Source organism: Streptomyces sp. NPDC021115 (assembly GCF_044333065.1).
Taxonomy (GTDB): domain Bacteria; phylum Actinomycetota; class Actinomycetes; order Streptomycetales; family Streptomycetaceae; genus Streptomyces.
Map to the genome: position 1 here is coordinate 1,192,613 of NZ_JBIRQF010000001.1, position 23,031 is coordinate 1,215,643.

22 protein-coding genes and 1 pseudogene are annotated in these 23,031 nt (G+C 72.8%); 10 read left to right on the top strand and 13 right to left on the bottom strand.

Annotation, left to right across the window (positions count from 1 at the left end):
* Positions 1 to 22: 22 nt before the first annotated feature.
* Positions 23 to 868: a VOC family protein gene (locus ACH4TL_RS05545; RefSeq protein WP_398311727.1), complete on the bottom strand. Its 846-nt coding sequence runs from the start codon at positions 866 to 868 to the stop codon at positions 23 to 25.
* A gap of 355 nt (positions 869 to 1,223) precedes the next feature.
* Between ACH4TL_RS05545 and ACH4TL_RS05550 the strand changes: the two genes are divergently transcribed.
* Positions 1,224 to 1,871 carry a TetR family transcriptional regulator gene (locus ACH4TL_RS05550; protein ID WP_398311724.1) on the top strand — a complete coding sequence of 216 codons (648 nt, stop codon included), beginning with the start codon at positions 1,224 to 1,226 and terminating at the stop codon, positions 1,869 to 1,871.
* A gap of 374 nt (positions 1,872 to 2,245) precedes the next feature.
* Here the strand turns inward: ACH4TL_RS05550 and ACH4TL_RS05555 are convergent, their stop codons facing one another.
* Complete coding sequence (locus tag ACH4TL_RS05555; RefSeq protein WP_398311721.1) at positions 2,246 to 2,734, bottom strand: nitroreductase family deazaflavin-dependent oxidoreductase; 489 nt, start codon at positions 2,732 to 2,734, stop codon at positions 2,246 to 2,248.
* Positions 2,735 to 2,751: 17 nt separating this feature from the next.
* The gene (locus tag ACH4TL_RS05560) at positions 2,752 to 3,975 is read right to left on the bottom strand and encodes an acyl-CoA dehydrogenase family protein (protein WP_398311718.1); all 1,224 of its coding nucleotides are present in this window, start codon (positions 3,973 to 3,975) and stop codon (positions 2,752 to 2,754) included.
* Positions 3,976 to 4,042: 67 nt separating this feature from the next.
* On the opposite strand from ACH4TL_RS05560, the gene ACH4TL_RS05565 reads away from it, so the two are divergent.
* The gene (locus ACH4TL_RS05565) at positions 4,043 to 5,212 is read left to right on the top strand and encodes a thiolase C-terminal domain-containing protein (protein ID WP_398311715.1); all 1,170 of its coding nucleotides are present in this window, start codon (positions 4,043 to 4,045) and stop codon (positions 5,210 to 5,212) included.
* Positions 5,213 to 5,270: 58 nt separating this feature from the next.
* The gene (locus ACH4TL_RS05570) at positions 5,271 to 5,996 is read left to right on the top strand and encodes a pyridoxal 5'-phosphate synthase (protein WP_398311712.1); all 726 of its coding nucleotides are present in this window, start codon (positions 5,271 to 5,273) and stop codon (positions 5,994 to 5,996) included.
* Positions 5,997 to 6,008: 12 nt separating this feature from the next.
* Here the strand turns inward: ACH4TL_RS05570 and ACH4TL_RS05575 are convergent, their stop codons facing one another.
* From ACH4TL_RS05575 to ACH4TL_RS05605, 7 genes are all read right to left on the bottom strand, one after another.
* Positions 6,009 to 7,265, bottom strand: a complete 1,257-nt coding sequence (locus ACH4TL_RS05575; protein WP_398311709.1) for a cytochrome P450 — start codon at positions 7,263 to 7,265, stop codon at positions 6,009 to 6,011.
* The gene (locus ACH4TL_RS05580; protein ID WP_398313652.1) at positions 7,256 to 8,521 is read right to left on the bottom strand and encodes a cytochrome P450; all 1,266 of its coding nucleotides are present in this window, start codon (positions 8,519 to 8,521) and stop codon (positions 7,256 to 7,258) included. Before ACH4TL_RS05580 ends, ACH4TL_RS05575 begins: the two co-directional genes overlap by 10 nt.
* Positions 8,522 to 8,619: 98 nt before the next feature.
* Complete coding sequence (locus tag ACH4TL_RS05585; protein ID WP_398311706.1) at positions 8,620 to 9,168, bottom strand: GTP-binding protein; 549 nt, start codon at positions 9,166 to 9,168, stop codon at positions 8,620 to 8,622.
* A gap of 79 nt (positions 9,169 to 9,247) precedes the next feature.
* Positions 9,248 to 9,646, bottom strand: a complete 399-nt coding sequence (locus tag ACH4TL_RS05590) for a DUF742 domain-containing protein (protein WP_398311703.1) — start codon at positions 9,644 to 9,646, stop codon at positions 9,248 to 9,250.
* Positions 9,643 to 10,059: a roadblock/LC7 domain-containing protein gene (locus ACH4TL_RS05595; RefSeq protein ID WP_398311700.1), complete on the bottom strand. Its 417-nt coding sequence runs from the start codon at positions 10,057 to 10,059 to the stop codon at positions 9,643 to 9,645. Before ACH4TL_RS05595 ends, ACH4TL_RS05590 begins: the two co-directional genes overlap by 4 nt.
* Positions 10,056 to 11,624, bottom strand: coding sequence for a sensor histidine kinase (locus ACH4TL_RS05600; protein WP_398311697.1), 1,569 nt, complete (start codon positions 11,622 to 11,624; stop codon positions 10,056 to 10,058). The genes ACH4TL_RS05595 and ACH4TL_RS05600 overlap by 4 nt, the downstream gene beginning before the upstream one ends.
* 177 nt (positions 11,625 to 11,801) lie before the next feature.
* Positions 11,802 to 12,248: a Zn-ribbon domain-containing OB-fold protein gene (locus tag ACH4TL_RS05605; RefSeq protein WP_398311694.1), complete on the bottom strand. Its 447-nt coding sequence runs from the start codon at positions 12,246 to 12,248 to the stop codon at positions 11,802 to 11,804.
* 216 nt (positions 12,249 to 12,464) lie between these two features.
* On the opposite strand from ACH4TL_RS05605, the gene ACH4TL_RS05610 reads away from it, so the two are divergent.
* The 4 genes from ACH4TL_RS05610 (at position 12,465) to ACH4TL_RS05625 (ending at position 17,733) form a co-directional block, all read left to right on the top strand.
* Positions 12,465 to 13,622, top strand: coding sequence for a flavin-containing monooxygenase (locus ACH4TL_RS05610; protein ID WP_398311691.1), 1,158 nt, complete (start codon positions 12,465 to 12,467; stop codon positions 13,620 to 13,622).
* Between the two features lie 217 nt (positions 13,623 to 13,839).
* Positions 13,840 to 16,077, top strand: coding sequence for an acetate--CoA ligase family protein (locus tag ACH4TL_RS05615; protein ID WP_398311688.1), 2,238 nt, complete (start codon positions 13,840 to 13,842; stop codon positions 16,075 to 16,077).
* A gap of 73 nt (positions 16,078 to 16,150) precedes the next feature.
* Complete coding sequence (locus tag ACH4TL_RS05620; protein WP_398311685.1) at positions 16,151 to 17,011, top strand: enoyl-CoA hydratase/isomerase family protein; 861 nt, start codon at positions 16,151 to 16,153, stop codon at positions 17,009 to 17,011.
* A gap of 98 nt (positions 17,012 to 17,109) precedes the next feature.
* Entirely contained in the window at positions 17,110 to 17,733 is a 624-nt protein-coding gene (locus ACH4TL_RS05625; protein ID WP_398313650.1) for a flavin reductase family protein, read from the top strand.
* Positions 17,734 to 17,760: 27 nt separating this feature from the next.
* Here the strand turns inward: ACH4TL_RS05625 and ACH4TL_RS05630 are convergent, their stop codons facing one another.
* On the bottom strand, positions 17,761 to 19,074 hold the full coding sequence (locus ACH4TL_RS05630; protein WP_398311682.1) for an RNA-guided endonuclease InsQ/TnpB family protein: 1,314 nt from the start codon (positions 19,072 to 19,074) through the stop codon (positions 17,761 to 17,763).
* 27 nt (positions 19,075 to 19,101) lie between these two features.
* On the opposite strand from ACH4TL_RS05630, the gene tnpA reads away from it, so the two are divergent.
* Both tnpA and ACH4TL_RS05640 read left to right on the top strand, forming a co-directional pair.
* Positions 19,102 to 19,518, top strand: a complete 417-nt coding sequence (gene tnpA / locus ACH4TL_RS05635) for an IS200/IS605 family transposase (RefSeq protein ID WP_398313648.1) — start codon at positions 19,102 to 19,104, stop codon at positions 19,516 to 19,518.
* Positions 19,519 to 19,718: 200 nt separating this feature from the next.
* A pseudogene (locus ACH4TL_RS05640) lies at positions 19,719 to 20,048 on the top strand (helix-turn-helix domain-containing protein); the annotation flags it as partial.
* On the opposite strand, the gene ACH4TL_RS05645 reads toward ACH4TL_RS05640, so the two are convergent.
* On the bottom strand, positions 19,970 to 21,070 hold the full coding sequence (locus tag ACH4TL_RS05645) for a Zn-dependent alcohol dehydrogenase (protein ID WP_398311679.1): 1,101 nt from the start codon (positions 21,068 to 21,070) through the stop codon (positions 19,970 to 19,972). The pseudogene ACH4TL_RS05640 and the gene ACH4TL_RS05645 overlap by 79 nt on opposite strands.
* Positions 21,071 to 21,104: 34 nt before the next feature.
* Positions 21,105 to 22,568: an aldehyde dehydrogenase family protein gene (locus ACH4TL_RS05650; protein WP_398311676.1), complete on the bottom strand. Its 1,464-nt coding sequence runs from the start codon at positions 22,566 to 22,568 to the stop codon at positions 21,105 to 21,107.
* A 212-nt stretch (positions 22,569 to 22,780) separates the two neighbouring features.
* Here ACH4TL_RS05650 and ACH4TL_RS05655 point away from each other — a divergent pair.
* Positions 22,781 to 23,031: transposase (locus ACH4TL_RS05655; RefSeq protein WP_398425154.1), on the top strand; the 251-nt coding region annotated here is incomplete at its 3' end.

Genomic DNA, 23,031 nt, shown 5'->3' on the forward strand with positions numbered 1-23,031 from the left:
CCGTCCGGCCGCCGGACCGCTCTCAGCCCTGCCCCGCCCTGTTCTCCCTTGCTCCCGACTCCGCCGATGAGGTGTCGATCACCGCGAAAACCGCGCCCTGATTGTCCGCAAGGACCGCGAAACGCCCGCACGGCGTATCTTCGGGCCCCTTGAGAACCCGCCCGCCCAGCCTGTGGGCCGTACGGGACGCATGATCGCAGTCCGCCACCACAAAGTACGTCAGGAAGTGCGCGGGCAGTTCGGCCGGGGGCCCCTCGCCGATCACGACCCGCCCGGCGACGGCGTGACCGGGGCCCGCGGGCTCGCCGCGCGGCGACCACAGCAGCGTCTCGGCGGGGCGCTTCGGCCCGGGCGCGGCCCCGGCTTCCCCGGGCGCGGCCGGGGCCGCCCCGTACCCGAAGACCGTCCGGTAGAAGGCGTCCACCACCCGCGGCTCCCTGGTGTGCACCTCGGTCCAGCCGTAGCTCCCGGGCTCGCCCCGGCGGGCGAAGCCGGGGTGGCTGCCGGTCTGCCAGAGCCCGAAGACCGCGCCGCCCGGGTCGGCGGCCGTCGCCATGACGCCCAGGTCGTCGATCCACCGGGGCGCGACGATCACCCGGCCGCCCGCTTCGCGGATCCGGGCGGTGGCCGCGGCGGCGTCCGCGGTGGCGAGGTAGACGTTCCAGACGGTGGGCATCCGGCCGTCGGACTTGGGGACCAGCGCCGCGACATCCTCCCCGCCGAGCCGGGCCCAGGTGTACGGGCGGTAGCCCGCGGTGCCCTCGGTGAAGGTCCAGCCGAACAGCTCCCCGTAGAAGCGGCGGCCCGCCGCGAGGTCGGGCAGCATCGCGTCCACCCAGCACGGCACGCCTTCCGCGCACTCGACCATGACCCGAGTCCTCCCGCGTACTCCCGATCGCGGCCTTTACCGCATTTGCCACGCTAACGGGGGATCGTCCCGGGTGCCCGCTCCGGAAGTCGAAATATTTGGCCAATCCTTGGCCGACAAGACCAGGTCCGGACCGGGTCATCCACGCTTCTTATCCACAGGCTGTTGATAACACGATTCACCCGCTTGGCTGAGCGGTAATTGACGCCTTGACGACGTGCGCGAGGTCATCGGATGGGGCCGGAATCAGCCATTCCAGGCCGCCGATGAGGGCGCACAAACCCTCTCATCCCGCACGAACCCCATTTGCACGCAGTCGAATCGCGCATCGATCACCCCTCGGTAAGCTGACGGCATGACAGGACAAGTACGCACCGTCGACGGTCGGGTGGCCGGTCGTCGCGGGCAGGCGACGCGGCAGAAGCTGCTCGACTGCCTCGGCGAGATGCTCAGCACATCCCCGTACCGAGACGTCAAAGTCATCGATGTCGCCCGTAAGGCAGGCACCTCACCGGCGACGTTCTACCAGTACTTCCCCGATGTGGAGGGCGCCGTCCTCGAGATCGCCGAGGAGATGGCGAAGGAGGGCGCGGGCCTGACCGACCTGGTCGCCGAACGCACCTGGGCGGGCAAGTCCGGCGCCGCGGCGGCCGACGAGCTGGTCGACGGCTTTCTCTCCTTCTGGCGCAAACACGACGCCATCCTGCGCGTGGTCGACCTCGGCGCGGCCGAGGGAGACAAGCGGTTCTACAAGATCCGCATGAAGATCCTCAATTCCGTCACCAATTCGCTGACGGACGCCATCAAGGAACTCCAGTCCAAGGGCCGGTACGACAAGGACGTCCAGCCGGCGGCCGTGGCGGGCTCGCTCGTCGCGATGCTGGCGGCGGTCTCCGCCCATCAGAAGGGGTTCCAGAGCTGGGGCGTCAAGCAGGCCGACCTGAAGCCGAGCCTGGCGCTGCTCGTCCACCTGGGGATCACCGGCCGCAAGCCGCCGAAGTAGCGCGCGGCGCTCACCCCCGGCGCCCGCGCGCCCGTACGCGCCCCCGCGCACATCAGCGCGCCGACGCCCCGGCCGGGCCCGGGTGGGCGGGCCAGCACGTCCTGTCATGTCACGGCGGACCACTCGACCCGAGTGGTCCGCCGCGGCCGTTTTCGCACGGGGTCCCGGCGTATGCGGCTCGGCCCCGGCCGTTAGGCCCTGTCCGGCGGATCTTCGCGGGCCCGCGACGCCTGGTACGGCACCTCGCCGCGTTGTCGGGATCGTCCGAGTACGACCCGGTACGAGGACGACCCTCCGCCTTGCGATGCACCGCACCAGACACCGCGGGCTGATCCACGAAGATCCGCCGGACAGGACCTAAGGGCCGCGGCCCTTTACCGGCCCGGATCGGCGACCGGCCCCGGGGCCTCCTCCAGGCGGAAGAGCCGGATGCGGCGTTCCACGCGCGACTGGTAGCGCTCGTACGGCGGCCAGAAGGCCACCACCGCCGCCCACGCCCGCTCCCGCTCCGCCCCCTCCAGCAGCCGGGCCCGTACCGGGATGTCGCGGCCCCGCCAGCTGATCTCCGCGTCCGGGTGCCGCAGCAGATTGGCGGTCCAGGCCGGGTGGCCGGGGCGGCCGAAGTTGCTGCCGACCAGGAGCCAGCCGCCGTCCTCCTCCGGCATGCAGGCCAGCGGCGTACGGCGGGGCAGCCCGGACTTCGCGCCGCGCGCCGTGAGGACCACCGCGGGCAGCATCCGCGCGCTCGGCAGCACCCGGCCCCGGGTCAGCCGGTGGACGGCCCGGTCGAAGGCCGGGACGACGCGCGGGGCGAGCCGCGCGAAGGCGCGCCCCGAGGACATCCTCTGCACGAGCCGCGTCATCCGCGCCCCCGGCGGCATCAGACCGTCACCGCCGCGGCGGCGGCCGGGGCGAACAGCCCGTCCCGGTCGGCCGCCCGCGCCCGCAGCCGGTGGGCGGGGCCGAACAGCAGCTCGTCGGAGGCGGCCCGCTTGAGGTACAGATGCGCGTCGTGCTCCCAGGTGATGCCGATACCGCCGTGCAGCTGCACGGCCTCCCCCGCGGCCGCCCGCTGGGCCTCCAGCGCGGACGCCAGCGCCAGCGGGCCCGCGACCGGGCCTTGCGGCCCGTCCGCCGCCCACGCCGCGTAGTACGCCGCCGAGCGGGCCGCCTGCACCGCCACGTACACATCGGCCAGCCGGTGCTTGACCGCCTGGAAGGAGCCGATCGGGCGGCCGAACTGCTCCCGCGTGCGTACGTGGCCGAGCGTACGGGCCAGGGCCGCGTCGGCCGCGCCCACCGCCTCGGCCGCGAGGGCGGCCGCCGCCGGGCCGCCGAGCCCGGCCAGCGCGCCCGCCACATCCGCGCCGTCCTCGCCCAGCAGCTCGGCGGGGGCGTCGCGCAGCTCGATACGGGCCTGCGACCGGGTCTCGTCCAGCGCGGTCAGCCGGGTGCGGACCAGCCCGGCCGCCCCCGCCCGCACGGCGAACACCAGGGTGCGGCCGCGCGCATAGCCCCCGGTGCGGGCGGCCACCAGCAGCAGCCGCGCGCTGTGCCCGTCGAGCACCTGCTCCACCTGCCCGTACAGCCGCCAGCCGCCTCCCCCCGCCCGGGCCTGCACGCCGCCCGCGCGGCCGCCGCCCGCCCAGTCCGCTTCGTCGCGGCCGTCAGCCTCCCCGTCGGTGTCCCGGTCGAGGCCCAGCGCCCGGGACAGCGCCCGGCCCGGCACCGCGAGCGCCGCCGTCAGCTCGCCGCCCGCGATCGGCGGCAGCAGCTCGGCGCGCTGCGCGTCGGTCCCCAGGGCGGCGATCAGCGGCGCGGCGAGCACGGCGGTGGCCAGCAGCGGCGAGGGCAGCAGGGCGCGCCCGGCCTCCTCGCAGGCCAGCGCCAGCTCGACCGTCCCGCAGCCGACGCCGCCGTACGCCGCGGGCAGGGCGAGACCGGGGAGGCCCAGCCGCCGCGCGAGCGAGCCCCACAGCGCCTCGTCGTATCCGGCCTCGGTGCGCACCGCGGCCTTGACCTCGTCGCCGCCGCACCGCCCCCGCAGCAGCTCGCGCAGGGTGCGCCGGATCTCCTCCTGCTCCTCGCTCAGCGCGGCATCCATCGGACCAGCACCTCCCGTTCCTGACGACCAGTCATACTAACCCCAGATCTGATGTACCGTCAGATCCATGACGCCTGCCCCTCGTAAGGTCGCCGTCGTCGGCGTCGCCCTCGCCGACTGCGGCCGCGTCGACGGCCCCACCCCCTACGCCCTGCACGCCCAGGCCGCCCGCCGCGCGCTCGCCGACTCCGGTCTCGACCGCTCGGTGGTGGACGGCTTCGCCTCGGCGGGGCTCGGCACCCTGGCGCCCGTGGAGGTGGCCGAGTACCTGGGGCTGCGGCCCCGCTGGACCGACTCGACCGCCGTCGGCGGCGCCACCTGGGAGGTCATGGCGGCGCACGCGGCGGACGCCATCGCCGCCGGGCACGCCCGCGCCGTCCTCCTCGTCTACGGCTCGACCGCCCGCGCCGACATCCGGGCGGGCCGCCGCACCGCGAACCTCTCCTTCGGGGCGCGCGGACCGCTTCAGTTCGAGGTGGCGTACGGCCACACCCTCGTCGCCAAGTACGCGATGGCCGCGCGCCGCCATATGCACGAGTACGGCACCACACTCGAACAGCTCGCGGACATCGCCGTACAGGCGCGCGCCAATGCCGCGCACAACCCGGACGCGATGTTCCGCGAACCGATCACCGTCGACGACGTGCTGAGCGGGCCGATGATCGCCGACCCCTTCACCAAGCTGCACTGCTGCATCCGCTCGGACGGCGGCTGCGCGGTGCTGCTGGCGGCCGAGGACCTGGTGGCGGACACGGCCAAGGCCCCGGTGTGGGTGCTGGGCTCGGGCACCGCCCTCTCCCACTCCGCCATGTCGGAGTGGGACGACTTCACCGTCTCCCCCGCCGCGGCCTCCGGTCGCGACGCCTTCGCGCGGGCGGGGGTGCGGCCGTCGGACATCGATGTGGCGGAGCTGTACGACGCGTTCACCTATATGACGCTGGTGACCTTGGAGGACCTGGGCTTCTGCGCCAAGGGCGAGGGCGGCGCGTTCGCCTCCGGCGGGCGGCTGACGCTCGGCGGCGCGCTGCCGGTCAACACCGACGGCGGCGGCCTGTCCGCCTGCCACCCCGGGATGCGCGGGCTGTTCCTGCTGGTCGAGGCGGTACGGCAGCTGCGCGGCGAGGCGGGGGAACGGCAGGTGCGCAAGGCGGGTGGGCGGCTGCCGGAACTGGCCGTGGCGTCGGGCACGGGCGGCTGGTTCTGCTCCTCCGGCACGGTCGTGCTCGGCCGCGGCTGACCCGGCGGCCCCGCGACCGCTTGCCCGGACCGGCGCCGGGTGATCGGATGGGGACCCGATGAGCGACGTACACGGCCACACGGCCGACGACACGGCCGATGACGCGTCCGACGACCAGGGTTTCCGGGAGCTGCTGCGCGGCCTGCGCGTGCCGCACGCGGACCCGCTGCCCGTATTCGATCCGGCGCACGCCCCGGACGCGCCGCTTCCGCTGTTCCGGCGGTGGCTGCGCGAGGCCGCCGAGGGCGGCGAACCGGGCCCGCACACGATGATGCTCGCCACCGCCGGAGCGGACGGCCGCCCGTCCGTGCGCACGGTGATGCTGCACGACGCCGACGCCCACGGCTGGCACTTCGGCACCCATCGCACCAGCCGCAAGGGCCGCGAGCTGGCGATGCGCCCGTACGCGTCGCTGGGCTTCCACTGGATGCGCACCGGACGCCAGGTCCGGATCAGCGGGCTCGTCACGGAGGCCGGGCCCGAGGAGAGCGCGGCGGATCTGCGCGGCCGCTCCCCCGCCGCGCTGGCCGCGGCGCTGGCCGGGGCGGGACGGCAGAGCGCGGTGCTCGGTTCCCCGGAGGAGCTGGAGCGGGCCTTCGAGGACGCGTACGAACGGGCCGGACGCGAACCGGACGCCACCAGCCCCAGCTGGACCCTGTACGTCGTGGAGCCGGACGAGGTGGAGTTCTACCAGGAGGAGCCGCGGCGCCGGCACGTACGCCTCCGCTACCGCCGCGCCCCGGAGGAACGCGGCGGCTGGCGGCGCGAGTTGCTCTGGCCGTAAGGCCGCGTGGCGTTACGGAACCAGCCGCACCGGCAGCGACCGTTGGCCGTTGACGATGACCGACGGGGAGCGCTCCGGCGACGCGTCCGGGTCGGCGAGCCGCAGATCCGGGAAGCGGGCGAAGAGTTCCCGCAGCGCGACGGTGGTCTCCAGACGGGCGAGCGCGGAGCCCGGGCAGCTGTGCGGGCCGTGGCCGAACGAGGTGTGCCGGGGGCGGCGGGTGACGTCGAACCGGTCGGCGTCCGCGCCGTGCTGGGTACGGTCGCGGCCCATCCCGCCGTACGAGATCACCACGCCCTCCCCCGCGCGGACGAGGGTCCCGGCGACCTCGATGTCCTCGGTGGCGAAGCGGAACAGGAAGTTCAGCGCCGGGGCATCCAGCCTCAGGCTCTCCTCGACCACGTCGTCCCAGCTGTAGCGGCCGGTGTCGACGAGTTCGCGCTGCGCGGGGTCGCCCAGCAGCGATCGCACGGCGTTCACGATCGCGTGGACGCTGGTCTCGTGCCCGGCCGTGATCATGACCTGGATGGTGGCGATCAGCTCCTCGACAGCCGCCTCCGACGGCTCCTCACCCAGCTCCGACAGCAGCGCGCTGGTGAGGTCCGCGCCGGGCTCGTCGCGCTTGAGGCGGACGAGCTCGGCGATGTAGCCATACAGCCCCTGAATGGTCTCGAGGACGGTCTCGGGCGCGGCCTTGTCGTCGAAGAAGCTGTCGTACAGCTTCCGCAGCGGCCCGTGCCATTCCGTCGGCATGCCGAACAGCTCGCCGACCACGGTGATGGGCAGCGGGAACGCGAACGTGTCCTTCAGGTCCACCACCCCGCCTGAGCCCTCGGCCGCGGCGGCCTCCGCCGTGCGGTCGAGCAGGGCTCGGGTGATCTCCTCGACCCGGCCGCGCAGCGCCTCCACCCGCTGCGGGGTGAACTCCCGGGCGACCGGGCGGCGCAGCCGCCGGTGCTCGGCGCCGTCCGTGCTGACCAGGGAGGGCCCCAGGTCGACCAGGCCGATCAGCGGCCAGTCCGCGGGGATCTCACCGCGCTTCCAGGCGCCCCACTGGTTGATGTCCTTCACGAAGCGGCCGTCGCGCATCACCTCGCGGGCGGGCGCGTCATGGGTGACTGCCCAGGCGCGCACGCCGCCCGGCAGCTCCACCCGGGCCACGGGCCCCGCGGCGTATAAGAGTTCGCTCTCCTCCGCGGACGTACGGACCGTCGGATCGAGCAGCACGAGCCGGTCCTCCGTCGGTCCCAGATCCTCTGTCAGTCCCAACCGAAGCCTCCGGTGTATGAGTGGGCGGGCGTATAGGTGACGGGCAGCGAGGTCAGACCGCGCAGCCACGGCGAGGGGCGCCAGCGCAGCGCGTCCGCGGGCACGGCCAGCTCCACGTCCGGCAGGTGCTCCAGCAGCGTCTCGACGGCGGTGTGGGCGACGACCTCGGCGATCCACTGGCCCGCGTAGGGGCACCGGTGCTCGCCGTGGCTGTACGACATGTAGGCGTTGTGCCCCTCCGGCCCGGCCGCCGCCCCGGCCGTCCCCGCCTGCGGACGGATATAGGGGTCGGTGTTGGCCCCCGCGAGCCCGAGCAGCACCAGGTCCCCGGCCGGGATGCGGGTCGCGCCGAGGACGGTGTCCTGGGTGGTGAAGCGGCCCGCGAAGATCTGCACCGGGGTGTGGTCGCGCAGCACCTGGTGCATGGCCTGGCGGACCGAGCGGCGGCCGCCGCCCATGTCGGCCGCGTAGTCGTGGTCGGTGAGCAGCAGCCACAGGGTCATGCCGATCCAGTCCGTACAGGGCTGGTGCCCGGCGAGTGTGAGGACCATCAGGTCCTCCACCACCTCCTGGTCGGTGAGACCGGCGCGGTCGGCGAGCATCCGGGAGGTCGCGTCCGGACCGGGGTGCACGCGCTTGCGGGCCACCAGCCGCTCCATGGTGTCGCGCACCTCGATCTGCCCGCGCAGGGCGTCGGGACCGCCGTCGACCATGTCGTTGATCGACCGCACCAGGGCGACGCCCTCGTCGTCGGACAGTCCGAGGACGCGGCTGAGGGCGAGCACCGGCAGCGGATGGGCGTAGTCGGCGATCAGATCGGCCTCGCTGCCCTCGCTCAGCTTCTCGATCAGGACCTGCGCGAACGACTGGGTGGCGTCCTGCATCTGATTGAGATCGACCGCTTCGAGGGCGGACCCGACCGCTCCGGCGCGCCTGCGGTGATCGTCGCCCTCCCGGTACAGCAGCGATCCGTTGTCCTCGACCATGGGGCGCAGCGGCCAGTCCGGCGGGATCTGCGGCCACAGCTTCCAGCGGTCCGAAGCGCGCCCGAACACCTTGGTGTTCTCGGTGACGCGCAGCAGCTCGCGGTAGCCGATGACCAGCCAGGCGGGGACGCCGCCGGGCAGCAGCACGGGGGCGACCGGCCCGCAGGTGTTCCGCAGCTCCCGGTACACCTCGTCGGGCGTCTCCTGGAAGCGCGGGCCGAACAGCTCGACGGCGCCCCGGTGGGAGGCGGGCGGTTCGACGACGGACAGCTCCTCGGCAGGGCCGGGTGCGCCGCTTAAGCCCGGGTCGACGGGCGTGCCGGGTTCGTCGGACGGTTCGGACGGTTCGGACGGTGAGGTCGGCTGGGTCACGTAGCGGCCTCCTGGGCGGCGGACAGGGTGTGGAGATGGTCGAGCAGCGCCACCAGGACGTCCCTGCCCGAGGTGTGGGAGCGGGCGTCGCAGGCGACCAGCGGTATCCCGTCCGCGAGGTCGAGTGCGGCGCGGATGGCGTCCAAGGTGTGGTCCGGACTGTCGTCGAAGCGGTTGTGGGCGACGACGAACGGCATCCCCTTGCGCTCCAGGTGGTCGATGACGGGGAACGAGTCCGCCAGCCGCCGGGTGTCCACGAGCACCACCGCGCCCCAGGCGCCGAGGAACAGGTTGTCCCACAGGAACCGGAAGCGGTTCTGCCCGGGGGCGCCGAACAGATACGTCACGATCCGCTCGGTGACGCTGATCCGGCCGAAGTCGAAGGCGACCGTGGTGGCCGACTTGCCCTCCACCCCGGCCACGTCGTCGATCCCCAGGCCCTTCTCGGTCATCACGGCCTCGGTCGTCAGCGGGTCGATCTCGCTGACGGCCCGGACGAAGGTCGTCTTGCCGACGCCGAAGCCGCCGGAGATCACGATCTTCACCGCTTCCCGGGCCGCATCGCTCAAAGGGACGTCGACATCGACCGAGGGAACCTCGGCGTCAACAGTCGCCTCGACCGTCTCAGAGATTTTTGAGTGCAACGAGAACCTCTCGGACCAGGCCGGTGTCGGGCAGACGGGGCCGCGCCGGGGCGGCCGCCACGCCCCGCGGGGCCGACCGCCCGCCGCCACCGGCCCCGCTGCTGGGATGGCGGACCGAGATCCGGCCCTGGGCGAGCAGATCGGACAGCAGGATCGCGACGACGCCCACGGGCATGCGCAACCGCGCGGAGACCTCCACCAGCGCCATCGGATGGCGGCACAGCCGCAGGATCTGCACCGCCTCCGGGGCCATGCCCGGGGCCGGTTCGGACTCGCTGACGATCAGTGACACCAGATCGAACTCCGTATACGCGCGGCTACGTCCCCCCGTCGCGGCGAACAGCCGGTCCGGCTGTTCATGGACGTCCCAGCGCATCATGCCGACGCGCCGCCCTCCTCCCCGGGCACGCGCTGCGGCGAGGTGAGGTACGCGAGGAGGCCGTCGACCAGGACGGACATGCTGTTGCCGACGATCCCGGGATCGGCGTCCTCCCGGGCGAGCACCGCGAGATGGGCGCCCTCGCCCGCCTCGACGGTCATCAGCAGCCCGCCGCCGACCGCGACCAGGGAGTGCTCCACGCTGCCGGTGCCGTCGCCGAACTTGCTGGACACCGTTCTGGCCAGGCTCTGGATCCCGGAGGCGATGGCGGCCAGCGTCTCGGCCTCCGAGCGGGTCAGATCGGAGGAGTGGGTGATGACGAGTCCGTCGTTGGACACCGCGAGGGCATGGCGCGCCCCCGGGGTCTTCGCCAGCAGGGCGTCGAGCTTCCAGTCGAGATCATGCGGGTTCATGAGGTCGTGCCTTCCGAGCGTGATGTCGTGCGAGTGCGGTCCTGCTTGACGGCGGTGTGGAACGAACCGAACCGGTTCCCCGCCTCTGCGGGCTTCTTCCGTACGGGAGAAGGTGGCGGCGTCACCGGCTCGGCATCGCGCCCGGTGCCGGTCTCGACCTGCTTGCGCCGACGCCTCGGCAGCCCCTCGGGGGTGAGCGAACGGCCCCCGTCCCCTTCTTCCTCCGGCCGCGACGACGGTCGGCGGGTGGGCAGCGGGGGCGCGGCGGCGCGGCGGACCGGGCTGTGAGCGGCCGGTGCGTGATCGGCCGGTGCATCGTGCTCGGGGGCGTGGTGCTCGGGGGCGTGGTGGTCGGCGCGGGGCTCGGTGAGCAGCTGCTGAGGGATCAGTACGGTGACCGCCGTACCGCCCGTCGCGGACGACTGATAGCTGACGCGCAGCCCGAACTTACGGGCGATCATGCCCACCACCAGCAGCCCCTGCCGGGTGCCGGACAGCTTCAGCATGCTCGACGGATCGTCGGTGACCGCCTGCTGCGCCCGGGCGAGCATGTCGGGCTGCATGGCGAGGCCGCTGTCCGCGATCTCGACGGCGAGCCCGCGCGGGACCTCCTGGACGTAGACGTTCACGACGGTGGAGGGCGGGGAGAAGCTCACGGCGTTGTCGATCAGCTCGGCGAGGAGCGTGATCACCTTCTCGGCGGCGGCGCCGACCACGGCCTGTTCGCTGGAGCAGCGGATCTCCACCCGCTCCAGCCCCTCGATACGGGAGGTCGCGGCGCGCAGCACCCGCCAGATGACGATGGGCCTCGGCCAGTGCTTGCCGGACAGCGCGCCGGTGAGGACGGCGATGCGGTCGGCCATCCGGCCGGTCTGCGAGGTGGTGCTGTCCAGCTGGAACAGGTCGTCGAGGGCGTCGGCCTCGTAGCGGTCCTGCATCTCCCGCAGCCGGGCGAGGTTCCCCGCGACCAGGGCTTGGAGGCGACCGGCGATGCTGCGGAACGCGGCCACCATCTCGGTGCGCCTGCCCCGCTCCCGGGACAGCTCACCGCCCACGGTCTCCAGCAGGGTGCGCAGCGGCCCGCCGGCGGGCCGCTCGATCCCGGCCAGGGCCTGATCCGCCGGGACCCGGCCGCGCAGCTGCTCGACGAGAGCGGGTAACGCGGTGCCGACGGCGTGGTCGAGGTCCCGTTCGACGGCGGCGGCCCGCTGCTCAGCGGCGGCGGCCCGCTCCTCGGACGCGGTGGACCGCTGCTCCGCGTCGGCGGCCCGGCGCTCGGCGCCGGCGGCCAGGCCCCTCAGCTCGCGGATCTCGGCTTCGGCGCGGGCGAGGGCCGCGCCGCGGTGGGCCGCCGCCGCGACAGCGGCGCACACCAGCACCCCGGCCACGGCCGCGCACCCGATGACCGCGGGTCTCGCCGCGTCGGGCGCGGCCGCAGCCGTCGCCCACCCGGCGATGCCGAGCACGGGGACCGTCATCAGGAGGCCGAGAAGGGCCCGCTTCGTGGGGGAGTTCCACTGGCGGGCACTCGACCGTTCACGCTGATCGAGATGTATCGGAGTCATCGATTCCTCGCGGCCGCGGTGGGTGAAGCAGGCAACAGCCGCCGGGCGCCTCGGGTCTGGCTCGGAAGAGTAAGTCCTCGGTAAAAGGCGGAAGTTAGGCGGTCAGTCTAGGCATCTGACCAAGCCTTTGTTCAAGATTGATCATCGAATTTATTCGATGACGGATGAGAATGGGCCTCATCCTTCGGGCACCGGACGGAAGACCGGAACGATCGGGGCACCCTCCCCGAGCGCGCGGAAGGCGACCCGCAGCCGCATCCCGGCGCGCAGCCCGTCCGCGGGGTGGTCGACGACCCGGGTCATCATCCGCGGCCCTTCGGCGAGATCCACGACGGCGGCGGTGTACGGGACCTGGTCGCCGAAGGGCGGGAGGTCGTTGCGGTGCACCTCGGACCACGTATAGAGGGTGGCGGCGCCGCTGGCCTCCTCCCAGGCGACGTCCTCGCTCCAGCAGCGCGGGCAGAACTCGCGCGGGTAGTGGTGGGCCCGGCCGCAGTCGGCGCAGCGCCGGATCAGCAGCCGCCCCTGGGCGGCGGCGTCCCAGTAGGGGCGGGCGAAGGGGTCGGGCTCCGGCAGGTCGAAGCGGGGCGCCGCGGGGGCGCCGGAGGCGTCGGGACCGCTCATGCGCAACCCTTCCTTCGGGACCGCCGAATCTGACGGCACATCAGTTTCGGCCGTCGAGCCGGGCGGACGCAAGGGCGGGGCGAACGCAAGGCGCGGGCGGACGCAAGGGTCGGGCGGGACGGGAGGCAGACCGGCGCGCGCCCCCGTGACCGATCCGCAACCGATTCGGAATTCCTTTGACCGAAACCCGTCAAGCAGCGGACTACGCTCGCCACCATGGCCGACAGTCTCCCTGCGAGATCCCCTGCACCCGTCTATGTGATCGGCGGCGGACCGGGCGGGCTCGCCACCGCCGCCGCGCTCGGCGCGCGCGGCATCCACGCCGTGGTCCTGGAGAAGTCCGATACGGTCGCCGCCTCCTGGCGGGGCCACTACGACCGGCTGCATCTGCACACCACACGCCGCCTCTCCGCACTGCCCGGGCTGCCGATGCCGCGCGCGTTCGGGCGCTGGGTCGCCCGGGACGACGTGGTGCGCTATCTGGAGCGGTACGCGCAGCACCACCGGCTGGAGATCGCCACGGGTGTGGAGGTGTCCCGCGTCGACCGGGCCGACGACGACACCGGCTGGGTACTGCGGGCCGGTGGCGGGCGCGAGCTGTTCTCGCCGGTGACCGTGGTCGCGACCGGCTACAACCACACCCCGCGGCTGCCGGACTGGCCGGGCCGGGACACCTACACCGGCGAACTCCTGCACGCCCACCGCTACCGCAACGCCCGCCCCTACGAGGGCCGGGACGTGCTGGTGATCGGGGTCGGCAACACCGGCGCGGAGATCGCGGTCGACCTGGTCGAGGGCGGCGCGGCGCGGGTGCGGCTGGCGGTCCGTACCGCGCCGCACATCCTGCGCCGCTCGACGGCGGGCTGGCCCGCGCAGCGCACCGGCATCCTGGTGCGGCGGCTGCCGCGGGTCGCGGTGGACCGGGCGGCGCGGGTGATGTGCCGCCTGACCATGCCGGATCTGTCCGCGCAGGGGCTGCCGTGGCCGGAGACCGGGCTGTACACCCGGGTGCGGCAGGGCGCGATCCCGGTGCAGGACGTGGGACTGGTCGACGCGGTGCGGACCGGGCGGGTGGAGGTGGTGCCCGCGGTCGAGTCGCTGGACCAGGACAAGGTGGTACTGGCCGACGGCTCGCGCATCGGCCCGGAGGCGGTGATCGCGGCGACCGGCTACCGGCGCGGCCTGGAGGACCTGGTCGGACACCTGGGCGTGCTGGACGGCCGCGGGCATCCGCTCACCCACGGCAGGCGCACCCCGCGCACCGCGCCCGGCCTGTACTTCACGGGCTATACGAACCCGATCAGCGGCATGCTGCGGGAGCTGGCCCTGGACGCGCGGAAGATCGCCGCGGTGGTGTCCCGCACGACGGCTTGATTTCGCCGCCCGCGCGGCGGCGTGAGGACGCCGCCGGGCGGGCACTCTCTTGTTGCCGTCGCGCCGTACCGCCGGTAACGGCACGCGTCACCCTGCGTGTTCTCCGCGCACCGAGCATTCCTGACAGCCCGTCAGCTCTGTAGCCTGACTACTCAGTAATGTGACTGGGCGTCAGTTACCTGGTTATTGGCCAACGAGCAGGAGTGGCGGATACCCAATGCTTGGATCGACACACGGCAGCCTCACCACCAACTCCCGTCACGCCCGCGCCGTCGCCTGCGGGCGGCCCCCCGGCCCCGCCGTCCAGGTCCATCAGCGCACCTCGGCCCTCGACGACGAGGATCTGGACGTCAGCGGGCGGCCGCTGCGCTCCGACGTCCCCGACCTCGACCGCTTCTTCCGCCCCCGGTCGGTGGCCCTCATCGGCGCGTCCGACACCGAAGGCCGCCCGGGCACCGGCATCACCCGGCAGCTCCTCGCCTGGGCGACACGTGTCGGCGCCCGGCTGCACCCCGTGCACCCCTCCCGTCCGGCCGTATTCGACCTCCCCTGCGTCCCGTCCGTCGCCGAGCTGCCCGAACCCGTCGACCTCGCCGTCCTCCTCGTGCGCGACCCCCTTCCGGTCATCGAGGAACTGGGCCAGGCCAAGGTCGCGTTCGCCGTCGTCTTCGCCTCCGGCTTCGCCGAGACCGGCGCCGAGGGCGCCGCCGCCCAGGCCCGGCTGGCCGCGGCGGCCCGCCGCGCCGGGCTGCGGCTGCTGGGCCCCAACACCAACCTCAACGCCTTCGAGGAGTTCCGCGACGACCTCGAAGGACCCGCCATCGCCCTCATCACCCAGTCAGGCCACCAGGGCCGCCCCGTCTACACCCTCCAGGAACTGGGCATCCGGCTCAGCCACTGGGCGCCCACCGGCAACGAGGCCGATCTGGAGAGCGCCGACTTCCTCTCGTACTTCACCACCCGGCCCGAGGTCGGCGCGATCGCCCTGTACGCGGAGGGGCTGAAGGACGGCCGCGGCTTCCTCCTCGCCGCCGACCGGGCCGCCCGCGCCAAGGTGCCCGTCGTCGCCGTCAAGGTCGGCCGCACCGAGACCGGCGCCCGCACCGCCGCCTCCCACACCGGCAAGCTGACCGGCGCGGACACGGTCGTGGACGCGGCCATGCGCCAGTTCGGCGTGATCCGGGTGGACGGCCTGGACGAACTCCAGGACACGGCCGCGCTGCTCGCCCGCGCCAAGCCCCCGTGCGCCGAGGGCGTGGTGGTGTATTCGATCTCCGGGGGCACCGGAGCCCATGTCGCCGACCTCGCCACCGCGGCCGGGCTCCCGATGCCCACCCTCTCCGCCGAGAAGCAGGCCGAACTCCACCAGTGGATACCCGGCGACCTCGGCGTCGCCAACCCGGTCGACAACGGCGGCCACCCGGTCGGCGACTGGCGCGGACGCAAGATCATCGACGCGATCCTCGCCGACCCGGCCGTGGGCGTGCTGATCTGCCCCATCACCGGCCCCTTCCCGCCGATGAGCGACAAGCTCGCCCAGGACCTGGTGGACGCCGCGGAACACACCGACAAGCTCGTGTGCGTGGTGTGGGGCTCGCCCGTCGGCACCGAGGACGCCTACCGCACCACCCTGCTCGGCTCCTCCCGCGTCGCCACCTTCCGCACCGTCGGCAACTGTCTCACCGCCGTCCGCGCCTATCTGGGCCACCACCGCTTCACCGCTTCCTACCGCTCCCCCTTCGAGGACGCCCCGCGCACCCCCTCCCCCTCGATGCGCAAGGCGAGCGGTCTGCTCCGCCCCGGCCAACGCCTCAGCGAACACGCCGCGAAGCAGCTGCTGCGCGCCTACGGCATCCGCGTGCCGCGCGAACAGCTCGTCACCAGCGCCGCCGCGGCCGTCCGCGCCGCCGGGCTGGTCGGCTACCCCGTCGTCATGAAGGCGTCCGCGCCCCGGCTCGCCCACAAGACCGAACTCGGCCTGGTCCGGCTCGGCCTGACCTCCGCCAGCCAGGTCCGCGACACCTACCGCGAACTCACCGACATCGCCCGCTACGAGGGCGTCGAACTCGACGGCGTCCTGGTGTGCCAGATGGTCGAGCGCGGCGTGGAGATGGTCGTCGGCGTCACCCACGACAGCCTCTTCGGGCCCACCGTGACCGTCGGCCTCGGCGGCGTGCTGGTCGAGGTGCTGCGCGACACCGCCGTCCGCGTCCCCCCGTTCGGCGAGGACCAGGCCCGCGCCATGCTCGCCGAACTCCGCGGCCACGCCCTCCTCGACGGCGTCCGCGGCGCGCCCCCGTCCGATGTGGACGCCCTCGTCGAGGTCGTGCTGCGGGTGCAGCGCATGGCCCTGGAACTCGGCGACCAGCTCGCCGAACTCGACGTCAACCCCCTGATGGTGCTGCCCCGCGGCCAAGGCGCGGTGGCCCTCGACGCGCTGGCGATCTGCCGCTGAACGCACGCGGCGCGGCCACGGCACACGGCGCGCCCACAGCCAGAGGACCGCCCACAGCCCGAGGAGCCTCCCCATGACGTCCCCCTCCCCCGAAGAACCCACTCCCGATCCCGCCCCCGCTCCCACGCCCGAAGACGTGCTCGATTCCGTTGTACGGCACGCCACTGACAACGGGGTCGCCTGGATCACCCTCGACCGCCCCAAGGCCCTCAACGCCCTCACCCCCGACCAGCGGGAACGCCTGATTCTGCGGCTCGATCAAGCTTCCGCCGACCCGGCCGTGCGGGCCGTCGTGCTCACCGCCACCGGCAAGGGCTTCTGCGCCGGCGCCGATCTGCGCGGCACCCCCTCCGCCCCGGCCGCCGAGCGGATCGCGGGCGACGTCGCGCGGCTGATCCGCGGCGGGGCGCAGCGGCTCATCACCGCCGTGCTCGACTGCGAGAAGCCCGTCATCGCCGCCGTCAACGGCACCGCCGCCGGGCTCGGCGCCCATCTCGCGCTCGCCTGCGATCTGGTCCTGGCCGCCGAATCGGCCACCTTCACCGAAGTCTTCGTACGCCGCGGACTCGTCCCCGACGGCGGCGGCGCCTACCTCCTCCCCCGGCTGATCGGCCCCCAGCGGGCGAAGGAACTGCTGTTCTTCGGCGACGCGCTGCCCGCCGCCGAGGCCGAACGGCTGGGCCTGGTCAACCGCGTCGTACCGGACGGCGAACTCGCCGCGACCGCCCGCGCCTGGGCCGACCGCCTCGCCGCGGGCCCCACCCGCGCCCTCGCGGCCACCAAGGCGCTGGTCAACGCCTCGCTGGAGTCCGGCCGGGCGGCCGCGTTCGCCGCCGAGGCGGCCGCGCAGGAGACCAACATGACCACGGCCGACGCGAACGAGGGCGTACGGGCCTTCGTGGAACGCCGCACCCCGGTGTACCGGGGCCGCTGAACGGGCCGCCCCAAGGGCCCCGGACGCCGGGACACCGGGACACCGGGACAACAAGGAGACGACGAGGAGATCCGAGAACCATGATGGGACATGCCGGAATGGCCGCCACTGCCGTCCGCTATCTGCGCTCGGCCGGTTCACCCACCACCGCCGGGCCACCGCCCCCGGCTCTGCCCGGCGCACGCCGAGCGCTGCGCGCCGTACAGGAGGACGAGCGCCCGCCCCTGTCCCCGGCCGAATTCCGCCGGGTCCTGGGCCACTTCGCCAGCGGCGTCACCGTGGTCGCGACCACCGACGAGGGGGGCCCGACCGGCTTCGCCTGCCAGTCGTTCACCTCGCTGTCCCTCGACCCGCCGCTGATCGCCTTCATGGTCGCCCGTACGTCCACCACCTGGCCCCGCATCGCCCGCAGCGGCGTCTTCTGCGTCAGCATCCTGGGCGCGGCCCAGGCCGGGCTGTGCCGGTCCTTCGCGGTCAGCTCCGCCGACCGCCCGGACAAGTTCGCCGGAGTCCCCTACACCCCGTGCCCGGTCACCGGCTCGCCCCGGCTCACCGGCGCCCCGGCCTGGATCGACTGCACCGTTCACACGGTGCACACCGGCGGCGACCATCTGGTGGTGGTGGGCCGGGTGTGCGCCCTGGACACCGACGAACAGGCGGCGGCCGAAGGGCCCCTGCTCTTCCACCGCGGCGCGTTCACGGAGCTGGCGCCGGGGCGGTAGCGGCACCGCGCCGGATGATCAGCGCCATCAGCGCCGCCACGGCGCACAGCCCGCCCGCGCCGTACCAGACCAGGTCTTGACGTGCTCCCTGGCCTGAAGTCCAGGGATTCCGGCCTGAGTCGTCTGACCCTTCCGGGGGCTTCCTGCTTCAACGCGCTGTGCCGGGACTTTCGTCCTGGTCTTACCGGCGCTCCACGAGGCGTTTGGCGTCTCCGCCCGTCCGGCGGCGACGATTCGGCGTCCTTCGAACAGGACGTTGCGGGACGCGTTGTGGTCGCGGTCGTGCACCGTGCCGCACTCGCGGCACGTCCACTGCCGGACATGCAGGGGCTTGGGGCCGTCCCGGAATCCGCAGACCGAGCAGACCTGAGAAGAGGGGAAGGCCCGGTCCACCTTGGCGAAGGTGCGGCCGTGCTTGACCGCCTTGTACTCCAGCATGGCGACGAACGCGGACCATCCCGCGTCGTGCACGGATTTGGCGAGCCGGGTGCGGCCGAGGCCGGACACCGCGAGGTCCTCCACGTACACCGCTTGGTTGTCGCGAATGATCTGAGTGGATGCCTTGTGGTGCCAGTCCCGGCGCCGGTCCGCCACGCGCGCGTGCTGGCGTGCGACCTTGATGCGAGCCTTGGCCCGGTTCTTCGATCCTTTGGCCTTGCGGGACAGCTCCCGCTGAAGGCGCCCCAGCTTCTTCTCCGCCCGGCGCAGGAAGCGGGGGCTGTGGATCTTGCTGCCGTCGGACAGGACGGCGAAGGCGGACAAGCCCAGGTCGATCCCGGTATCGGTCTCCAGGGCGGGGAGGATGTCCGGCTCGGTGTCCACCACGAAGCTGAGAAAGTACCGGCCGCAGCTGTCCTTGGTGACGGTCAGGGACGTCGGCGCGGCCGGAAGCCGGCGGGACCACGTGACCTTGAGGTCGCCGACCTTGGCCACATATACCGTGCCGTTGTCCTGGAGGGCGAAGGCGTTGGTGTTCAGGCGGATCGACTGCCGGGTGTCTTTCTTCGACTTGAACCGGGGTGGTCCGACCTTGCGGCCTGGCCGCTTGCCCTTGAGGCTGTCGAAGAAGTTCTTGAAGGCGGCATCCAGGTCCCGCAGGGACTGTTGCAGGACGACCGCCGAGACGTCGGCGAGCCAGGAGCGTTCGGCAGTGTGCTTGGCCTGGGTGATGCGAAGCCGGGAAAGATCGGCCGACTTCACATACGGCAGTCCTGCCGCGTGTGCTTCCCTCCGGTCGCGCAGGCAGTCGTTCCACACCACGCGGGCGCACCCGAACGCCTTCGCCAGTGCGCGGCGCTGGGTAGCGTCCGGGTAGGCCCGGTAGTTATAGCGGAGCTGCACATCCAAGATCCTACGACAATCGGCCCCATAGGGGGACAGAACGACTACAGGCGTGGCAGACATGTTGTTTCGGTGATGCAAGTGCACTTGGCCTTTGTGACGAAGTACCGGCGCGGGGTGTTCGACGACGAGATGCTGACGCGCTGCGAAGAGATCACGTGCAAGGTCTGCGAGGACTTCGAAGCGGAGCTGAAGGAGTTCAACGGCGAACGCGATCACGTCCACCTCCTGGTGCACTACCCACCCAAGGTCGCCGTCTCGAAACTGGCCAACAGTCTCAAGGGCGTCCTCGCTCGCCGGATACGTCAGGAGTTCACCGGCCGGACCAACCGCGCCATCATGCACGAACACCTGTGGTCGCCCTCGTACTTCTCCGCATCGTGCGGCGGAGCACCGTTGGCAATCGTCCGCCAGTACATAGAGCAGCAAAAACGTCCGCGCTAACGCGCACGCCAGAGCAGCCTTGAGAGGCATTCATCCCCGGCGTGAACACCGGGGCTTTCTGCAAGAGTCCCGGTAACTGCCGAACGCCTCCCGCACCATCCCTCCGACGAACGCCACCACCGCGTCATCCAGCAGCAGCGGCAGGACCATCAGGGACAGCCCCCGCAGCGCGTAGTAGACGGCCAGCAGCCGCCGCGCGACGCGTCCACACCTTCACCCGCCGCTTCCGCGAGGAGGTCGGCATCAGCCCCGGCCAGTGGCTGACGCGGCAGCGGGTGGAGCGGGCCAGGCATCTGCTGGAGGACACGGATCTGTCGGTGGACCAGGTCGCGCGGGACGCGGGCTTCGGTACGCCCGCCTCGATGCGGCAGCACCTCCAGGCCGCGCTCGGGGTGTCCCCCACCGCGTACCGGCGCACCTTCCGGGCGTCCGCCTCGGCCGAAGGCCCCGTTCAGAACGTGAGCACGGCCCGCGCCACCCGGCCGCCGCGGGCGTCGTCCAGGGCCACGGCGAACTCCTCCACCGGGTAGACGCGGGTGACGAGTTCGTCCAGCAGCAGCCTGCCCCGCCGGTACAGCTCCGCGTACCGGGCGATGTCGCGCTGCGGGCGCGAGGACCCGTAGCGGCAGCCCAGGATGGACTTGTCCAGATAGAGGGAGGAGACCAGGAAGGCCGCCTCGGCGTCCGCGGGCGGGACCCCGAGCAGCACCGCCTGGCCGTGCCGGTCGAGGAGGTCGACGGCCTGCCGGATGAGGCGGGTGGAGCCGACGCATTCGAAGGCGTGGTCGGCGCCGGTGGGCAGGATCTCCCGTACTTCGTCGGCCGTCCCCGCGAAGTGCGTGGCGCCGAAGCGCCGGGCCAGCGGCTCCTTGGCCGGGTTGTTGTCGACGGCGACGATCGTGGTCGCCCCGGCGATCCGGGCCCCTTGGAGGACGTTGAGCCCGATGCCTCCGGTGCCGATGACGACGACCGACTCGCCGTGGTCCACCCGCGCCCGGTTGAGGACGGCGCCGACGCCGGTGAGGACGCCGCAGCCGATGAGGGCGGCGGAGGTGAACGGGATCTCGTCCGGGATCTTCACCGCCTGGACGGCCGTGACCAGCGTGCGCTGCGCGAAGGCCGAGTTGGAGGCGAAGTTGAACAGCCGCTCACCCCTTCCCCCGCCGCCTCCGGCGCCGCTTTCCCCGCCGTTTCCCGCGCCGTTCGCGCGGCGGAACGGGCGGCCCGGCCTGCCGATCGCGGCGCGGCACATGGTGGGGCGGCCGCGGTCGCAGTCGGCGCAGGTGCCGCAGTTGGCGAGGGTGGAGAGGGCGACATGGTCACCGGGGGCGACATGGGTGACGCCGGACCCCACCGCCTCGACCACACCCGCGCCCTCGTGGCCGAGCACCACCGGCACCGGAAACGGAATGGTGCCGTCGATGACGGACAGATCGCTGTGGCACAGCCCGGCGGCGGCAACGGCCACCAGCACCTCGCCCGGGCCCGGGTCGCGCACCTCCAGGTCCTCGACCACCCGGGGCCCCTTGCCGTCGAACACGACGCCTCTCATGGCTGATCCCCCCCATCTCTTGGGGCCGGGCCCCTCAGGAGGCCCAGACCACCGACTGGAGTTCGCTGTACGCGTGCAGCCCGAACGAGCCGCCGTCGCGGCCGACACCGCTGTGCTTGAAGCCGCCGAACGGGGTCTCGGGGTGGCGCTGGACCGTGTTGATGCCGACGTTGCCGCTGCGCAGCCGGGCGGCCAGCGCCCAGGCGCGGCCCGCGTCGGCGCTGAAGACGTAGTCGTACAGGCCGAACGAGGTGCCGTTGGCGATCCGCACCGCCTCGTCCTCGTCGTCGAAGGGCAGGGCCACGACGACCGGGCCGAACAGCTCCTCACGGGCCACGGTCATGCCGGGGTCGGCGTCGGCGACGAGGGCGGGCGCGACGTAGAAGCCGGGCTTGACGGCGGGCCGTTCACCGCCGGTGACGATGCGGGCGCCCTGCTCACGGGCCCCGGCCAGGTACGCCTCGACCCGATCGCGCTGGGCGGCGGAGATCAGCGGACCCACGATCGTGGAGTTATCCACAGGGTCCCCCACGGTCAGTGACTTTGCGTAATCTGTGAGTGCGGCGACCACCCGCTCGTACAGCGATCGATGTACGAGCACCCGAGTCGGCGCCGTGCAGATCTGCCCGCTGTGGAAGGAGAAGGTCGAACCGACCGCCCCGATCGCCGACGCGATGACTCGCTTGTCGGCGTCCCCAAGGACGATGGCCGCGCCCTTGCCCCCCAGTTCCATCAGGGTGCGCTTCATCGAGTGGCCTGCGGATTCGGCGATCTTCTTCCCCACGGCGGTGGATCCGGTGAAGCTGACCATGTCGACACCGGGGTGCGCGACCAGCGCCTCGCCCGCGGCCGCGCGCGAGCCGGTGACGACATTGAAGACACCGTCAGGGAGCCCGGCCTCGGTCAGCAGCGGGCCGAGTTCGAGACAGGCCAGCGGGTCCTGCGGGGCCGGTTTGGCGACGACCGTATTGCCCATGGCGAGCGCCGGGGCGACCTTGCCCGCGAGATTGGCGAGGGGGAAGTTGTAGGAGGTGATACAGGCGACGACACCCACCGGACGGCGTACCGCCGCCGCGCCGATCAGCCCGCCGGGCGCCAGCGGGCTGGCGGCGACCGGCTGCGGGGCGAGCGGGACGGTGTCCGGTTCCATGGCGCCGCGCGCGTAGCGGCGGAAGCGGTCGGCCGCGGGGGGCACTTGGAGGGCCGCGGTCACCCGCAGCGTCGCGCCGGTCTCGGCCTGGACGAGGGGCACCAGGCCGGGGGCGCGCTCGGCGAGCAGGTCGGCCGCGCGGTCCAGTACGGCGGCGCGCTCCCGGGGGGCGGTGCGCGACCAGTCGTCGTACGCGGCCCGCGCGGCCCGCACCGCGGCGTCGACATCGGCCCCGTCGGCCTCCGGCGCCCGGCCGACGGTCTCCTCGGTGGCCGGGTTGACGATCGCGTAATGCCCGGCCCCGGGCGCCCGCCAGGAGCCGCCGATCCAGTGCCCGTACGTCTTCATCGGCGCTCCGTAAGTTGTTGGGCGGCCCGGGAGGGCCGGGTGTGGCTGATCGGTTCTTGCCTGCAGTGGCTTCCAAGGAGTGGCCGCCCGGTCCTCCGGGGCGCCCTGGCTGCTGATTGAGATGTGCGCGCCTTGTGCGGTCGCTGATTACGGAGATGACAGCGGGGTGTTCCTCGGGCCGACGGCATGCTGTTGGGCACGAGGAGGGGCGCGTGGGCAAGGAACGGGACCGGGTCTGGGTCGGAATCGACGCGGGCAAGGGACACCACTGGGCGGCGGTGGTCGACGAGACTGGAGCCACCTTGTGGTCGAAGAAGATCGACAACGATGAGTCGGCGATCCTGGCCACGCTCGGTGCGATCCTGGACCTGGCCGACGAGGTCCACTGGGCGGTGGACATCTCTGGCACGTCCTCCGCGCTGCTGCTGGCCCTGCTCGCGGCGCACGGCCAGCAGGCGGTCTA

Bases quoted from the DNA above. Each gene is read 5' to 3' on its own strand.
- ACH4TL_RS05590 (WP_398311703.1), bottom strand. From the start codon at position 9,646: ATGATGCGCTGGGACGTCCATGAACAGCCGGACCGGCTGTTCGCCGCG.
- ACH4TL_RS05595 (WP_398311700.1), bottom strand. From the start codon at position 10,059: ATGAACCCGCATGATCTCGACTGGAAGCTCGACGCCCTGCTGGCGAAG.
- ACH4TL_RS05645 (WP_398311679.1), bottom strand. From the start codon at position 21,070: ATGAGAGGCGTCGTGTTCGACGGCAAGGGGCCCCGGGTGGTCGAGGAC.
- ACH4TL_RS05625 (WP_398313650.1), top strand. From the start codon at position 17,110: ATGGCCGCCACTGCCGTCCGCTATCTGCGCTCGGCCGGTTCACCCACC.
- ACH4TL_RS05600 (WP_398311697.1), bottom strand. From the start codon at position 11,624: ATGACTCCGATACATCTCGATCAGCGTGAACGGTCGAGTGCCCGCCAG.
- ACH4TL_RS05650 (WP_398311676.1), bottom strand. From the start codon at position 22,568: ATGAAGACGTACGGGCACTGGATCGGCGGCTCCTGGCGGGCGCCCGGG.
- ACH4TL_RS05560 (WP_398311718.1), bottom strand. From the start codon at position 3,975: ATGGATGCCGCGCTGAGCGAGGAGCAGGAGGAGATCCGGCGCACCCTG.
- ACH4TL_RS05570 (WP_398311712.1), top strand. From the start codon at position 5,271: ATGAGCGACGTACACGGCCACACGGCCGACGACACGGCCGATGACGCG.
- ACH4TL_RS05555 (WP_398311721.1), bottom strand. From the start codon at position 2,734: ATGACGCGGCTCGTGCAGAGGATGTCCTCGGGGCGCGCCTTCGCGCGG.
- ACH4TL_RS05605 (WP_398311694.1), bottom strand. From the start codon at position 12,248: ATGAGCGGTCCCGACGCCTCCGGCGCCCCCGCGGCGCCCCGCTTCGAC.
- ACH4TL_RS05545 (WP_398311727.1), bottom strand. From the start codon at position 868: ATGGTCGAGTGCGCGGAAGGCGTGCCGTGCTGGGTGGACGCGATGCTG.
- ACH4TL_RS05550 (WP_398311724.1), top strand. From the start codon at position 1,224: ATGACAGGACAAGTACGCACCGTCGACGGTCGGGTGGCCGGTCGTCGC.
- ACH4TL_RS05610 (WP_398311691.1), top strand. From the start codon at position 12,465: ATGGCCGACAGTCTCCCTGCGAGATCCCCTGCACCCGTCTATGTGATC.
- ACH4TL_RS05620 (WP_398311685.1), top strand. From the start codon at position 16,151: ATGACGTCCCCCTCCCCCGAAGAACCCACTCCCGATCCCGCCCCCGCT.
- ACH4TL_RS05565 (WP_398311715.1), top strand. From the start codon at position 4,043: ATGACGCCTGCCCCTCGTAAGGTCGCCGTCGTCGGCGTCGCCCTCGCC.
- ACH4TL_RS05615 (WP_398311688.1), top strand. From the start codon at position 13,840: ATGCTTGGATCGACACACGGCAGCCTCACCACCAACTCCCGTCACGCC.